Source organism: Paenibacillus sp. 01T431, from assembly GCF_056398625.1.
The window spans coordinates 1-12,963 of record NZ_JBFTPT010000022.1 but is presented as its reverse complement, the minus strand read 5'-3'; the positions used below and the strand labels follow the sequence as shown (position 1 = coordinate 12,963).

General features: G+C 45.3%; 12 protein-coding genes. 4 read left to right on the top strand and 8 right to left on the bottom strand.

Going from position 1 to position 12,963, the window contains the following annotated elements; translation table 11 throughout:
* Positions 1–81 precede the first annotated feature (81 nt).
* From AC1DM9_RS29405 to AC1DM9_RS29390, 4 genes are read left to right on the top strand one after another with little or no spacing between them, the layout of a single operon-like run.
* Entirely contained in the window at positions 82–399 is a 318-nt protein-coding gene (locus AC1DM9_RS29405; RefSeq protein ID WP_430056135.1) for an ArsR/SmtB family transcription factor, read from the top strand.
* Positions 399–533: a hypothetical protein gene (locus tag AC1DM9_RS29400; RefSeq protein WP_477548833.1), complete on the top strand. Its 135-nt coding sequence runs from the start codon at positions 399–401 to the stop codon at positions 531–533. The genes AC1DM9_RS29405 and AC1DM9_RS29400 overlap by 1 nt, the downstream gene beginning before the upstream one ends.
* Positions 508–1,824: an alpha/beta fold hydrolase gene (locus tag AC1DM9_RS29395; RefSeq protein WP_477583629.1), complete on the top strand. Its 1,317-nt coding sequence runs from the start codon at positions 508–510 to the stop codon at positions 1,822–1,824. The genes AC1DM9_RS29400 and AC1DM9_RS29395 overlap by 26 nt, the downstream gene beginning before the upstream one ends.
* Positions 1,821–2,519, top strand: a complete 699-nt coding sequence (locus AC1DM9_RS29390) for a DUF998 domain-containing protein (protein ID WP_477548831.1) — start codon at positions 1,821–1,823, stop codon at positions 2,517–2,519. Before AC1DM9_RS29395 ends, AC1DM9_RS29390 begins: the two co-directional genes overlap by 4 nt.
* Before the next feature lie 182 nt (positions 2,520–2,701).
* Here the strand turns inward: AC1DM9_RS29390 and AC1DM9_RS29385 are convergent, their stop codons facing one another.
* From AC1DM9_RS29385 to AC1DM9_RS29350, 8 genes are all read right to left on the bottom strand, one after another.
* On the bottom strand, positions 2,702–3,589 hold the full coding sequence (locus AC1DM9_RS29385) for a carbohydrate ABC transporter permease (protein WP_076270717.1): 888 nt from the start codon (positions 3,587–3,589) through the stop codon (positions 2,702–2,704).
* Positions 3,590–3,603: 14 nt separating this feature from the next.
* Positions 3,604–4,494, bottom strand: coding sequence for an ABC transporter permease (locus AC1DM9_RS29380; protein ID WP_076270718.1), 891 nt, complete (start codon positions 4,492–4,494; stop codon positions 3,604–3,606).
* Between the two features lie 89 nt (positions 4,495–4,583).
* Positions 4,584–6,302 (bottom strand): extracellular solute-binding protein, encoded by a 1,719-nt coding sequence (locus AC1DM9_RS29375; protein WP_477548830.1) that lies wholly within the window; start codon positions 6,300–6,302, stop codon positions 4,584–4,586.
* Positions 6,303–6,469: 167 nt separating this feature from the next.
* Positions 6,470–7,534 (bottom strand): response regulator transcription factor, encoded by a 1,065-nt coding sequence (locus tag AC1DM9_RS29370; RefSeq protein WP_441881198.1) that lies wholly within the window; start codon positions 7,532–7,534, stop codon positions 6,470–6,472.
* Positions 7,531–9,297: a sensor histidine kinase gene (locus tag AC1DM9_RS29365; protein WP_477583626.1), complete on the bottom strand. Its 1,767-nt coding sequence runs from the start codon at positions 9,295–9,297 to the stop codon at positions 7,531–7,533. The genes AC1DM9_RS29370 and AC1DM9_RS29365 overlap by 4 nt, the downstream gene beginning before the upstream one ends.
* Positions 9,298–9,522: 225 nt before the next feature.
* Positions 9,523–10,743 (bottom strand): amidohydrolase, encoded by a 1,221-nt coding sequence (locus tag AC1DM9_RS29360; protein WP_477583625.1) that lies wholly within the window; start codon positions 10,741–10,743, stop codon positions 9,523–9,525.
* A gap of 412 nt (positions 10,744–11,155) precedes the next feature.
* Positions 11,156–11,368 carry a TM2 domain-containing protein gene (locus tag AC1DM9_RS29355; RefSeq protein ID WP_339206070.1) on the bottom strand — a complete coding sequence of 71 codons (213 nt, stop codon included), beginning with the start codon at positions 11,366–11,368 and terminating at the stop codon, positions 11,156–11,158.
* Between the two features lie 362 nt (positions 11,369–11,730).
* Positions 11,731–12,963: S-layer homology domain-containing protein (locus tag AC1DM9_RS29350; RefSeq protein WP_477583623.1), on the bottom strand; the 1,233-nt coding region annotated here is incomplete at its 5' end.

Below are 12,963 nucleotides of genomic sequence, written 5' to 3'. Positions count from 1 at the left end.
ATGTATGAGTTTTTAAATTTATTATATACGTTGACACGTATATACACTTAAGTATATATTGAATGCATGAACACAAACACTATGCAATTAACATTACTTACACTCGCCGAGCCGAACCGCTTTAACATTGTTGAGTTATTAAAAAAAGCACCACGATCGGTGAGCGAGATCGTCCAAGCGCTCAATATCGGTCAACCGCAAGTGTCTCGCCATCTACGAATTTTGAGCGAGGCTGGGTTGGTGCGCTCCCGCAACAAGGCACAACAGCGAATATATAGCCTCGAAGCAAAGCCCTTTCAGGATCTGGATGCGTGGTTTGACTCATTTAGTATCCTTTGGGAAGAGCGTCTCGATCATTTTGAGGATTATATGCTCGACTACAAAAAAAAGGAGGATTAATGCTAGCCTTTTATCTCAAGCGTTATCGCAGCAATGTTCGAAATCACCAAACCATTTGGAATAATCGATTTGACGCACTAGAAAATGATCTAAAAAGGATGAATGAAGATGCGATCAAAAACAAAAATCCATAAAAACCGGGAACTTCGTGAGCTTACCATCGAACGGATATTAGCATTGCCTCCCAAGCTTGCTTGGGAGGGTTGGACAAAACCGGAACATATTACGCGTTGGTGGGGTCCTAAATTATGGACAACCACCGTCTTTGAAATGGATGTAAGACCCGGCGGTATTTGGCGTTATAGTCTCAAATTAGATGACATTATCGGGGAAGAGGCTTTCTGCAAAGCTGTTTACCAAGAGGTTACTGAACCCTTTACACTAGTATATACCGACTCGTTTACCGACAAAGACTGGAATGTCGTAGAGAACAGCGAGATGCTAACGACTGTTCAATTCGAGCAAACAACAAATGGCACAAAGCTTAGTATTGTCACACGATTCGCAAGTGCCGAGGAATTGGAAAATGCCGAAGCAATGGGTATGATTGAAGGCTTCAATGATGCATTTGACCGACTTGAAGAATACTTAGAAACGTCGACGGGAGGAATTATGGATACAGTTACTTCAAAGGATGGAACAAAGATCGCATATGAAAAGCTAGGAAATGGACCTGCCGTTATCCTAATATCACCGGCCGTGGCCGACCATAGCGATGCAGCCCAGCTTGCCCAGCTGCTTGCAACTCATTACACCGTTTACAACTATGATCGCCGTGGTCGCGGTCAAAGCTCTGATGTCTCGCCTTATTCCGTCCAACGCGAAGTCGAGGATATTGAGGCTCTAATCCATAAGGCCGGCGGCAGTGCTTGCCTGTTTGGAAGCTCGTCCGGCGCTGTGTTAGCCCTTGAAGCAGCGAGTCGATTAGGAGACCAGGTGTCGAAGCTGTATCTTTACGAACCGCCGTTCATTATTAATGACAGCCGTAAACCCTTGCCTACAGAATATGTTCACCATTTGAACACGCTAAACCAAGCAGGCAGACGCAGCGAAGCGGTCGAATACTTCATGTCGGAGGCTCTCGGTATTCCAGAAGAATATATTGGCTACATGAAAGCCGATCCTTCTTGGCAGGCGATGGAAAGCACGTCTCACACAATCGCCTATGATGGCATGATTATGGGTGACACGCAATCCGGCAAACCGCTTCCAACCGACCGATGGAAAGTAAATGTTCCCACGTTAATTATGACAGGCGAGAACAGCGAACCGCTCTTTCACGAGTCAGCCAAAGCACTTACCGAACTGCTGCCTTTTGTTGAATCCCAAACGCTGCCCGGACAGGATCATTCGGCAGTCGTGATGGCTCCGAGCATTCTAGTGAAGACGATTGTCGATTATGACATCGTCCGAGAAGAAAAATGACGAGATTATTGCCATTAGAGAATACGAAATCAGCTAAACCACTATTGATTGCAAAACCTATATCCGCGATGTCATCTAATGCCGCACGATTTTCTATTGTCTCTGGATTACTCTTCGTCTTGATCCTGGGTTGCCTACACCTCTTAGAGCCTGAATTCGATCCGACTTGGCGTTTTATCAGCGAGTACGCATTAGGTAACTTCGGCTGGATGATGCATTTTGCATTTATATTGCTCGCTGTAAGTCTCATAAGCGCCGGAATTGCAATCTTCTCACAAATTCGTAGCGTCTTGGGATATATCGGGCTCGTTATCCTTGGACTAAGTGTCTCAGGTATCTTAATAGCAGGCATTTTTGTGACCGACCCTATATCGGTGAGTCCGGATGCTGCAACGTTCAGCGGTAAAATGCATGCCATTGGCGCCACGCTCGACTATTCGCCTGTCGCCGCTCTCTTAATCAGCTTTGCATTGGTACGCAATGAAGCTTGGAGGCCCATTCGCGGACGACTGTTAACCACCAGCGGAATTATGTTTGTTTTAATGGCGCTATTTATAATTCAAATTCCGCAAGATGGACAGTTCACTCCTGACGTGCTTGCAGGTTTATTCGGACGATTCTTAATCGTATCCTACCTTGGGTGGCTTTTGGTCGTCGGGCTTCACGTGCTCAAGCTTCGCAAGCAGAGCTTATAAAAACAGATTTGCCCTACTAGCATGAACAGAAAAATCAAAAAATCCGACCACACGAGGTCGGATTTTTTCATGGTATTGGTGGCGAACCATGGCTGTGCAAAGCCATAATTCGCCGAAGTGTGCTGCTCAAACTGTTTGATGAGTGGAATGAACAGTGGCACGTCCTCCTCACAGGCACAGCCTTACTCTTTTACCGCGCCCAGCATAATACCGGAAACAAAGTACTTTTGCAGGAAAGGATATACGATCAGCATTGGTACCATAGCTATAAAAACCTTGGCCGCATTTAGCGTTCGATTAGACAGCTCGGACAGCTTCTTATATTGTTCAGGAGTCAGATTGGTGCCAACTGGAATGTTTACGACCAGCTGCTGGATATAGGTTTGAAGCGGATATTTAGCCGCAGTGTTCATTAGCACTAACCCGTTGAAAAACTCGTTCCAATGATAAACGCTAAGGAACAACGCTACTGCAGCAAGTACAGGAAAGGAGCATGGAATATATACCCGAAACAGCACTGACCAAGGACCAGCACCGTCGACTACCGCCGCCTCATTCAGCTCCTTCGGCAAATTGCGGAAGAAGTTCATAATCAGGATCACGTCGAATACCGGCACTCCTCCGCCAAGTACTAACGCCCAAATCGAATCGATCAAATGATAGTTTTGAATAGTGAGATACCACGGAATCAAGCCCCCGTTAAACAGCATGCAAAAGACAAGAATCCACATAAAGGTATTGCGCATTTTAAAATCCCTCTTAGGCCTTGCCAGTGGGTAAGCCATTAATACCGTCATCAGCAAGGCAAAACCTGTACCGAGCACGGTGCGCTGAATGGAAATCCAGAACGCGTTAAAGAAGAGGGCGTCATTAATAATTTCCTTATACGGCGTCAAGGAGAAGCCAATGGGATAAAGCGTAACCAAGCCTGCATTAGCAGCGGATTTTTCGGAAATCGATACACAGAAGGTGTACCAAAGCGGGTAAATACAGCTAATAAGCAAAAGGCCGAGGACGACGATATTGGCAATTTCAAACGTCCGTGAGCCTAACGTTGTATTTCTGACCAATGCAGCGCCCTCCCTCAGAATACCGTGTAATCGGCATAGCGATACGCCAGACGATAGGATATGAATATCAGCACAAAGCTAATGACCGACTTGAACAAACCTGCCGCCGTCGCGAGCGAGAATTGAAGATTTTGCAAACCCAGTCGGTACACCCATGTATCCAAAATATCTCCAGTTGAATACACAAGCGGGTTATAAAGGTTATACACTTGATCGAATCCGGCGTTCAGCACGTTGCCTAGACTTAAGACGCCCAGCAAGACAACCGTGGTTGACAGTGCAGGCAGCGTGACGTGCCTAATCAACTGCCAGCGATTGGCACCGTCAATGGCGGCCGCCTCATATAGATTGAGATTAATGCCTGTTAACGCCGCAAGATATATAATTGCGTTAAAGCCAAATTCCTTCCACACATCAGTACCGATGATGAGCTGCCGGAAAATCCCCGCATCCGCCATAAATAGTTTAGGATCGAAGCCGAACATTCCAAAAACCGTATTAACAACGCCATAATAGCCAAAAATTCCGATTACAATCGTTGACATAATAACCCACGATAGAAAGTGCGGCAGGTAAACGACAGTCTGCACCAGCTTTTTGTAGCGCATGCTGCGAAGCTCGTTCAGCAATATGGCAAAGATGAGCGGAATGAGCAGATTAAGCACGATTTTGCCGATTGCGATGATAAAGGTATTAACAATAACCGTCTTGCTGTCATTAAGCTGAAACATATACTTGAAGTTTTCGAGCCCCACCCACTCGGATTTAAGCAGCCCCGCTCCCGGATTGAAATCCTGAAAGGCCATCAGAATTCCAAACATAGGCACAATACTGAACATCACAAGCCAGACCATACCCGGCAACAGCATCAAATAATAGTGTTTCTGATGGCCTAATTTTCTCACTAAGGCTAGCCTCCCGTCTCCCTATCAGGATAACAAAGCTTGCAAAAGGCACTTAAAACCGACAGCGCCTTCTGCAAGAGTATGCTCGGTTACTTCTTCAAAAGCTCGGCGACTTCCGCTGTGATCTCATCTCCGCCTTGAGACTTCCAGTCCTTCACGAATTTATCGAAAGAGTCGATGGACGCTTGGCCAAGGATGATTTTCATAACGGTCTCATCCTCCATCTTCTTCAGGTTAGCCCATTTCGTTTCCATCGTTGAAGTTTGGTTATAGGTAACGCTAAAGATCTTTTTATCAATTGGAATTGTTGTGAACGGACGATCACCAATCATGATGGAGTACAAGCGCTGGAAGTCTCCGAAGTTAGCTGTACTGAAGTTGCTGACATTTAGATCGTCGTACGGAGGCTTAATGACGTCTTTTACCTTTTTCGCATCCGCATACATCAGCTTGTACAAGCTGTTCGGCTTATTATAATCCTCTGGATTGGTCTCGCCTTTCAGTACTTTCAGAAGCTCTGCATACTCATATTCCGTCTCATTGGCCGCGGCCATAACGTTGCGAAGCGGATACCAAGCTACATTAACCGACAAATTAAAGGTCGCTTCATCACGTACAAGCGCATTATTCATGATCATAATGGCTTTGACGACATCCGGTTTGGCATTTTTGCTAATAACAGTGTAGGTGCTGCCCGTCGTTTTCATATGCACATTCCATTTGTTATCGTCAGAATAGACCGGATAGGCCTGCCAGTTAGCCGTCGGATCGTTTTTGAAGGAGTCCCCGTTGCCATAGCCGCCATTCCACCATGGACCGAAGAAAATCCCCGCCTGATTGGCATTAATCGGATCCCCTACGTTGTCACGGGTACCTACTTCAGGATCAATAAGCCCTTTTTTGTACCAGTCAGCCAGCAAAGCCAACGTTTTTTTCGTATTGTCTGTCGTCGTTCCGTATGTTACCGATCCGTCGCCATTGTCAAGCCAGTAGCCCGGATACGCATCCATCGCGCCAAAAATCGGATCAAATCCTCCCATATTGTTAGAGGAGACGAGGAAGGTAGAATAAGGGAACGTATTTTTGGAAGGACCGGCAATACCAATCATTTTGTCCCCGCCTAGCTTGCTATCAACAAACGCTTTCGCCGTCTTTTCGACATCGGACACCGTCTTCGGCACCGGCAGCTGCAGCTTATCAAGCCAGTCCTTGCGAATCCATAAGACATGAACGCCGTCGGTATCCACCGTAATGTTCGGGAGCGAAACCATCTTGCCCTTGTAGCTGGCATTTTCCAATGCACGGCCATCAGTGCTTGCCATAATATCCTTCACCTGTGAAGACTGATATTGCTGGAAGATGTCGGTGATATCATACAACAGTCCCGAGCTTGCCGCTTTGGTCATGAAGGAGCGGTCGTCGACGACCATACCATCCGGCAGCTTACCCGATGCGATCGTCAAGCTGACCTTCTGCTTAAAATCGTTGCCGGTGGCCGCAGTCCAATCCACAATCACATTGATGTTGTACTTTTCCTTAAGGTAGCGCGTGTACTGGTTGTTGCTTACACTGTCGCCTTCCGGCAGCGTTTTGTCTGTCGGATCCACCACCATGCCGATGTGGACATCAACAGGGTTCGGAAATTTGGAGAAGGCCAGGTCATCTCCCGATAGTGCTGGGCTTGCAGAGTTTGAGTCTGGATTTGAAGACGCTTTCAAATTATTCGATGAATTGTTGGAAGAAGAGCATGCTGTCAAACTCAGAGCAAGTAATACGACGGAAAGCATCAATGCCATATTCTTTTTCATCTAATCCCTCCTCAAAAGAATGGCCAAGCAATTCTTACTTCGTAAGCAACTGCTTAGTTTCTTGCCTTCTCATTGTACATTGGAAGTTAGGAAAAAAAGTCAGACAGATGTGCCGTGTTTTGCGCCAGATACAAGGCCAAGGTAGATATTTGTTCGATCCGTTGTAGTCATTCCTCCCCCTTGTGGAACTGGGCCCGAAATTCGGAGGGTAAAAGACGGGTCTGTTCATGGAACAGCTGGGAGAAATATTTGGAATCGTTATAGCCTACGGCATGAGCAACCCAGGCGATCGACTGATTGGTTTCGCACAGCAGACGCTCTGCCGCTCTTATCCGCTCTTGTCTTAAGTATTCATTAAACGTTGAACCCGTCAGCTTCTTAAAGCATTGGCTAAAATAACTTCGGCTCATGTGCACATGATCAGCGACGTCCTCGGCATGCAGCGTATTTGAAGCCTTCTCGCAAATAAATAACACAGCCTTTAGGATGCTGGTTGTCGTATTGGTAAAATCGGAGGATGAAGCAACCTGCGCATAAACACGTTTCCTGTAATCGCGCATCCATTCAACCGCAGACCGGACATCGTCGGCATCAGACCGGAGCTCTGCAGCGAGTAGAATTACGGGCTCAATTTGTGACAGCACACGCATAAATAACCCTTCCAGACGGCGAAAAGAAACCTTAGCTTCTATGGTCTGTTTACATAACCGCTGAAAAACTGATTCATTATAGAGCCAGTAGTGTGAGCGCCACTCCTGCTCCAGCCTGCACCACTCTTCTTCCTCCAGGTTTTGCTCAGGGCCATGCGTAGGCGCTGGTTGCGCAGGAGTCTTGGCAGAAAGAGGTTTCATTTCTCCTGTCATTTTCTGCTGGATTCGTTTCAATATTTGCTCATCATCCTCTGATTCCAGGCGTACCTTGGAAATATAATCGAGCACACCCATGCGATAAGCCGTTTGCACAATCTCAAACTCTTCGTGAAAAGATAAAATGACGGAACGCAGATCCGGAAATCTTTGCCGTGTGACTTGAAGCAGCTCCATACCTGACATGACAGGCATCGAGAGATCTACGAATATGAGGTCCACCTCATAACTTTCCATAAACTCCAGCGCCTTCGCGCCGTTCGCCGCTTCTCCTACAACAACCATATCGTGATTGGACCAAGGCATAATCGAAATCAAACCTTTGCGCGCTAGCTTGTCATCGTCAACAATTAATACACGAATCAAATCGCTCTCTCCTTTCTATGATGGAGAAAAGGAAGGGTTAAAGTAACCGTTGTGCCTTGATTTGGAGTACTTTCTATACTCATACGAGCTTTATAGCCATAAGATGATTCCAGCATAGACCTGACATAACGAAGTCCAATTCCCCAACCCGTCTGCTGCTGATCCGGCGTGTCGCGCTGCAGCAAAGCAAGCGTCTCATGGCTGAGCCCTTTGCCATCATCACGGATTATAATGCGCACCATCTGTGCCTTTTCATCAGCCGAAATGTTGATCTCCAGCTTGCCGTTATCATCAAGGCCATGACAGACGGCATTTTCCACAATGGGCTGCAGAATGAACCTCGCGACAGGACTATCGAGATAAACCCCTTCCGCAATATTCAGATTCACCTCAAAATCATGCCTCATCTGCTGCAATTCCAGATAGGTTCGCATGACCTCTATTTCCGATCTGAAGGTAGCCGTATCCTCTGATTTACCCAAGTTATAGTTCAGCAAAAAAATTAACGATGAAACAAACTTCTCAATCTCCGCCTGCTTATGCATAACCGCCAGCCACCGTACCGAATTGAGCGTATTCATCAGAAAATGCGGGTTGATTTGATAGGCTAGCTTCTCTATCTCCAGCTGATGACGGCGCTTTTCCTTTTTCTCCACATCCATAATCAGCTGCTGAATTTGTCGCTTCATAATATTGAATTGATCGAGTAGCCGGTCGAATTCATCGATCCCCGTATGATATTGGCTGGTACCCATATATCCCTTGCCAAACGTCCTCATTTCCTTCTCGATTAGTCGAAATGGCTTGTTAATGATCCTCCGCAATAATAGTGTGAGCATAAACATCATTAGAAGAGCAATGGCGAGAATCCAGTACATATGATTTTTCCACGTATAGAGCTCGTGATTGTAAAAGGAGACAGGAAGCAGCAGCGTGATGCCATAACCGTAATCACCTGTCATTCGGTTCCATACATAACCGCCCGTCACTCCCGATTGCCCGCTTAGACTGAGACGCTGGCCAGCACTAAAAGCAGTTGAATTGCTGCTATAAGTCACCAAGCCCGCCGTATCGGTGAAAACAAGCATATAGGGCATACTCAAGCTTTCTGTAAGCGAATTCATAACGGTGGAGATATCCGACTTGGCTTCAACATAAACAACTAATTTCGTTCCATCTGAAAATTCAACCTCCCTTGTCACCGACATAACCAGATCATCGCTGAATCGGCATAGGGATTTATGCGGGGATTGGTATTTCAGTTCTCCTGTACCAGCAACACTCGGCAAAGACTGCAGCGTAAAATCACCGCGCAGCGGCAAATTCGAATAAGAAGCATTTCCGCTTGCGGGATTATAATACATCACCAGCTCCATAGCCGGATTCGAAAAAGTAATTAATCCAATATTGTAGGCGATATCGCGTGAGAGAAGACGCTGACTATACGTGTCCGCGGTGGAGATATACGTCGCCATCAGGTTGCCAACCGTACCTTCCGGTGTCATCTGCTGTGTAACTTGTAGCAAGTTACTGTACATCTGATTCAACTTTGTCGTTTGCTGGTATAGATCAAAAGCCATAGAGGTCTTGATTTTATCGCGCTGCATCGTGTAGATCGCATTATAGGAAACAGACGCCATTAAGATGGCATATCCTACAAATCCAACGGTCAGAAACACCATGATTCGTTTGCGAAGAGAGGTGAAAACAAACCGATTGCGCAGCATAGACACGAAGCTTATTTTCCTACTTGTAGACTTCATAGAGCGATTACCGTCCACCTCCATCACCTCACAACAAGTATGAATCAATATTCGCTGTTTTACAGGTTTATCCTTCCTTGTAGGGAGAGCGCTGTGTTGCACAGACACATAGCGATCTGAGAAAAAGCAAAAACCCACAACCTGCTGAGGTTGTGGGTTTGCATGGTGGAGGTAAACTGCGATTTTGCAAATCACAATTCGCCGTCGTATATCTCTACAATATGCCTACAACGATCCACTCACAAGCCGCCCTTGGTACCATACCGCTTGACGCGCCGCTCTTCGCGCTACCGCTTCAGCCGTGCAGCTTGCGTGCAACAGTACAAAACTCGCGTCGTCTCCGATCTTAGGCCACACCTGCTGACCTTTTGAATCAAGTGGCGTTATCCCCCCAGTAATGAAACTGATGGCTTGAGATAGTGATAATTCATCGTTATACCCATACAATTCTGCGAATCGCCCTGCTTTATCTAATTGATCTCCATTCCCGAAGGGAGACCAGTGATCTGTAAGGCTATCCGTTGCCAATTTTACCGCTACTCCATTTTTAGTTAACATCGGGAGCGGCATCGTCATCTTGCCAATCGGAACCGTCGAAGCAACGGACATGCCAAGCGATCCCATCCGTTTAGCAACTTCCTCCGCCTCTTGTGGCTGCGCACCTGCAAACCAGAACGCATGACTAACCGTTACTTTTCCTTGCAAACCAGCCTCTTCGGTCAGATCAACTAAACGCATCAGAGCTTGCTTGCCCGCTTCGTTCCTATCATGTAAGTGAATATCGATACCAGCATTATTCAAAACCGCTAATTCTACAATGGTCTGCAGTGACTTCTCTATATTTCCATCCACTGAGAATGGATCTACTCCACCAACATGAGTTGCTCCCTCTGCCAAAGATTGCTTTACGAGTTGAACAGAATCCGATAGCAGAAGCCCATGCTGAGGGAAAGCGACAATTTCCGATGAAATTTTACCTGAAAATGTATCTAGCGCCTGCTTAGTCGCCTCTAACCGTTGCAGTCCACTGGTAGGCTCGATATTACAATGGGTACGAACATGAGTAGCCCCATATCCCTGTATAAGAGTTAAGATGCTTTCGGCTTGTTGTCTTGCCGTTGGAAGGAGCTTAGGCAATAATACTTTCTCTTCCTCAATCCTCTCGAAGATGCTTGATACAGGCTTTACCGCTTTCCACGGTCCATCGAAATACGTTTTATCCAAATGAATATGAGCCTCTTCGAACGAAGGCAGCATCAATAACTCTTTACAATCATATTTAACAGTTTCACTTTGAATATCCCGTTCTGTTCCTATAATTTCAGCAATAGTACCGTTCTCAATTCGTATATGACAAATTTTCGTTTTCGTACCAGAGACCTGCCCATCTTCCATATCATAACCCTGTTCTAATCTTACATTCGTTAACCAATAAGAAGCGTTCAACCGATCATCTCCTGTCTTTACCCCTATTATAATCGTGTCCTCTTTATTCCCAATCTACTTCTATGGTATCACTAACCACTATTTTACGATAATTTCAATAGCGTTAGCATCCCCGCTTAGCTTGCAATTGAAACTCCAATACATATATTATGGCCGCATCGCATTTGAGTAAAGTGAATAGGGAGAAAGAATTTGCAGTTATGAATTGCGAAGCTCATATCAAAATTAACAAAATACAGCTGCGATGTTTTATTTATGTATGTAAAAAAAACCATCCTCATGCGGATGGTGTTAATGATGGCGGAGACGAGGGGAATGGATACCTCTTATATTCAATTTCACCCAAACGACTGAGTGAAAAAAAAGGCTCTACCTTAACAGGTGGAGCCCTCTAGTTTTTTATGTAATTAAATTATGCCGAGATTCTTCTGCCTTCACTATCCGTAAACTTTCCTACAATAATCATAATTAGGTCAATCAGCAACCAAATTCCCAATCCACCTAAAGTGATAATTTGTAAGATAGCTGTGCCTATTTTCCCGACATAAAACCGATGTATGGAAAATCCTCCCAAGAAAAAACAAAATAGTAATGCAGCTACAAATGATTTAGGACTTTTATCCATGATACATTCCTCCAAATTATTATATAATACCCTCCTATTCTATCGACAGAAAACCCATCAAATGTTAATTTTTTTAGTTGATGAGGTTCCTATAAATTTTAGGGGTCCTTTGATGCGTTCAAAGAATTGCGCAAAGTGATTTTATTGATGTAAATATGATTGGTCTGCAGCTATGGAAAGCCAATGAAAAAGAGAATAATTTTCCATAAAACAAAGCAATTCTTTATCATTCTTTCAGTCAGTAATTTAACGAGATCTGTGTCGAATTAAATTAACTCAACATAAAAAGAGCTGTCGAGACTTTCTCGACAGCCTGAGCCTGCCATACGGCAGGCTTTTTGTATGAAAGCACTATGCATTTATTATTTTAAAGCTTCCAATATTGCTTTTAGGTCCGCATTGGTTTGAAGCGTGTGTAAAATAATCGTTAATGCTTCAGCGCGGGATGATGGTTTGTTTGGCGCAAATTGTCCATTACCCGCTCCGTTAATAATTCCTGCCGCTGCTGCTTGCTTGATTTGCTCTTTGTTCCAAGCTCCATCAATATCTGTGAAAGCAGGCACTGAAGCTGTGTTTACAGCTTTAAGATCAATGATTTTAGAAATAATGGAAATAATTTCTGCACGGCTGATTTCTTTGTTTGGTTTAAATGTGCCATCTTCGTACCCTGAGATAATGCCGCTTTCAGTTAAAGCAGCAATTGATGCTGAAGCCCAGTGGTCGGAAACGTCACTTAGCTTATTTTTATCACCCATCGCAGAGAGGTCAAATACCTTTGCAATAATGGTAGCAAATTCGGCGCGGGTAATACTTGCGTTAGGTTGGAAGGAACCATCCTCATATCCGTTTACAATCCCCAATTTCACGAAAATATGAACGGTTGCCCCAGCCCAGTGAGATTTTGTGTCTTTGAACTCAACATCAGTAGGATTAGCTTTCGCTTCCTCTACTTTCTTGTTTAAGCTGGATATCACTTTTTCCACTTGAATCACATTTTGATCAAATTTCACTTCAGGCGTTGCTGTCGGTTTTGGTTCAGGTGTTTTTTCAGGCTTTGTTGTTGGCGCTGGAGTAGGTGTCGGATTACCATGATCGCCACCGCTGCCAGAGCTTACTTTAACCTCAACTATTTTTGTTCCAAAAACGGTACTGCCGTCAGCAGCCGTTGCTTTAACGGTAACCGTTCCTGCTGAAACACCCGTCAATACTCCGCTTTTGCTAATTGTCGCTGTGCCTGTTGCGTTTTCAACAGACCACTCGATTGATTTGTCCGTCGCATTAGTAGGAGCAACGGTCGCGTCAACGGTTAACGTCTGACCAACCAGCACGCTGGAATCACCTGTTAACGTAATCGAAGCAACAGGGACTTGGACTGCCGTAATCGTAAGGATCGTGCTGCCTACAACTCCGCTTTCATCGGCAGCTGTTGCTTGGACTGTTACTGTACCTGGATTGCCGGCAGTAAGCTCACCCGTTGTTTTATCAATAACAGCCGTACCTGTTCCATCTATTACGGACCAAGCGACCGCTTTGTTTGTTGCGTTGCTAGGAGCAGCCACAGCATTCATTTGCAGCTTCTTACCTGATTCGATTGT

Coding starts and splice junctions, on each gene's coding strand:
- AC1DM9_RS29400 (WP_477548833.1), top strand. CDS start 399: ATGCTAGCCTTTTATCTCAAGCGTTATCGCAGCAATGTTCGAAATCAC.
- AC1DM9_RS29395 (WP_477583629.1), top strand. CDS start 508: ATGCGATCAAAAACAAAAATCCATAAAAACCGGGAACTTCGTGAGCTT.
- AC1DM9_RS29355 (WP_339206070.1), bottom strand. CDS start 11,368: ATGGATAAAAGTCCTAAATCATTTGTAGCTGCATTACTATTTTGTTTT.
- AC1DM9_RS29390 (WP_477548831.1), top strand. CDS start 1,821: ATGACGAGATTATTGCCATTAGAGAATACGAAATCAGCTAAACCACTA.
- AC1DM9_RS29375 (WP_477548830.1), bottom strand. CDS start 6,302: ATGAAAAAGAATATGGCATTGATGCTTTCCGTCGTATTACTTGCTCTG.
- AC1DM9_RS29365 (WP_477583626.1), bottom strand. CDS start 9,297: ATGAAGTCTACAAGTAGGAAAATAAGCTTCGTGTCTATGCTGCGCAAT.
- AC1DM9_RS29405 (WP_430056135.1), top strand. CDS start 82: ATGCAATTAACATTACTTACACTCGCCGAGCCGAACCGCTTTAACATT.